Origin of the sequence: Mycobacterium sp. (genome assembly GCF_050701675.1) — a bacterium.
Classification (GTDB): Bacteria; Actinomycetota; Actinomycetes; order Mycobacteriales; family Mycobacteriaceae; genus Mycobacterium.
Window position 1 is genome coordinate 1 of record NZ_JBOGDD010000143.1, and the last position, 1,819, is coordinate 1,819.

Annotated in this window: 2 protein-coding genes; both read left to right on the forward strand. The window is 63.3% G+C overall.

Annotated elements, in window-relative coordinates:
* Window positions 1–575 (forward strand): ABC transporter permease (locus ACRDUX_RS04190; RefSeq protein WP_526411315.1); only part of this gene is annotated, 575 nt, incomplete at its 5' end.
* Window positions 576–591: 16 nt separating this feature from the next.
* Complete coding sequence (locus ACRDUX_RS04195; RefSeq protein WP_526411317.1) at window positions 592–1,656, forward strand: ABC transporter substrate-binding protein; 1,065 nt, start codon at window positions 592–594, stop codon at window positions 1,654–1,656.
* Window positions 1,657–1,819: the final 163 nt, after the last annotated feature.

Below are 1,819 nucleotides of genomic sequence, written 5' to 3' on the forward strand. Positions count from 1 at the left end.
TCACCACGCTGGTCTCGGTCGTCCTCGGCACCGTCGGCGCCTGGATGCTGTATCGCTACCGATTCCCCGCCGTGCGGCTGGTGCAGACGCTGGTCTTCATCCCGATGATCATCCCCGAGGTGATCATGGGCGTCAGCCTGCTGATCCTCTTCGTCGTCATCCACCTGGAGCTCGGCTACACGACGATCATCATCTCGCACATCACCTTCTGCTTCCCGTTCGTCATGGTCGCCGTGCAGGCGCGGCTGTCGGGGCTCGATCCGTCGCTGGAGGAAGCCGCCATGGACCTCGGCGCGCCCCCGGCGCTGGCCTTCCGCAAGGTGATGGTGCCGTACCTGATGCCGGCGATCATCTCCGGCGCGCTGATGTCCTTCACCCTCTCGCTCGACGAGCTGATCGTCACCTACTTCACCGCCAGCGCCGGCACGCGCACGCTGCCGTTGGAGATCTTCGGGCGCGTCAAGAAGGGGCTGGATCCGACCCTGAACGCCATCTCCACCGTCTTCATCCTCTCCACCGTGATGCTGGTCGTCGTGACCGAGATCCTCAAGCGACGCGACCGCGCACCATCCTGACGAGAAGGAGTCCCCCATGAAGCGTCTCGCGCTGTTCGCCGCCACCTGCCTCGCCGCCGCCACCCTGCACGCCTGCAGCAAGTCGCCGGAGGGGGAACAGGCGTCGGCCGCCAAACAGGCGCCGAAGGAGATCAACCTGTTCGCCTGGTCGGAGTACGTGCCGCAGGCGGTGATCGACGGCTTCACCAAGGAGACCGGCATCAAGGTCAACTACGAGACCTATGCCTCGAACGAGGAGATGCTCGCCAAGCTGGTCTCCGGGGCGCAGAAGTACGACCTCATCCAGCCGTCGGAGTACACCATCGAGGCGCTGGTCAAGGAGAAGGTGCTGCAGCCGGTCGACTGGGCAAAAGTCCCGAACATCACGAACGTGGCGCCGGGATTCAAGAACATGCCGCACGACCCGGCGCAGCAGTACACCGTCCCGTGGATGGGCGGCACGGTCGGCATCGTGGTCAACACCGAGAAGGTGACCGAGGAGATCAAGGGCTACAACGACGTGTTCCAGGAGAAGTACAAGGGCCGCATCGTCGTGCTCGACGACCCGCGCGAGATCGTCAGCTGGGCGCTCGCCACGCAGGGCATCGGCGCCAACGACGTCACCCCGGAGAACCTGGAGAAGATCAAACCGGTGCTGCAGAAGTGGCTGCCGCTGATCAAAGTGTACGACTCGGACAGCCCGAAGACCGCGCTGCTCAACGGCGACGTCGACCTCGGCATCGTCTGGTCGGGCGAAGCGGCGCTGCTCTACAACGAGAACAAGAAGTTCAAGTACATCCTGCCGGCCGACGGCGCGCACATGTTCGTCGACAGCCTCGCCATCCCGGCCAACGCCCCCAACCCCGACGGCGCCATGGCGTTCATGAACTACACCCTGCGGCCGGAGGTCAGTAAGTTGATCTCGGCCGATTTCCCCTACACCAACCCGAACCTCGAAGCGCGCAAGCTGCTCACCCCCGAAGAGATCGACAACCCGGCCAGCTACCCATCGAGCACCTTGAAGCTCGAGACCTTCCGCGACATCGGCGACTCCGCCGTCCAGATCGACAAGATGATCACCGACCTGAAGGCGCAGAGCTGACGCGGATGAGACTGAAGACAAAAGATTCTAAAGCGGAGACGCGGAGACGCGGAGGGCGCAGAGCCGGAGCCAGCGAGAGTTCTCAGAAGGCTTTGCCCAAGAACTCAAGAAATCCAACAACGGATTCCGCGGATTAAGCCGATTTCACGAAGTAGGGCTCAGA

Excerpts from the sequence above, each read along its gene's own strand:
- ACRDUX_RS04195 (WP_526411317.1), top strand. The coding sequence starts at position 592 with ATGAAGCGTCTCGCGCTGTTCGCCGCCACCTGCCTCGCCGCCGCCACC.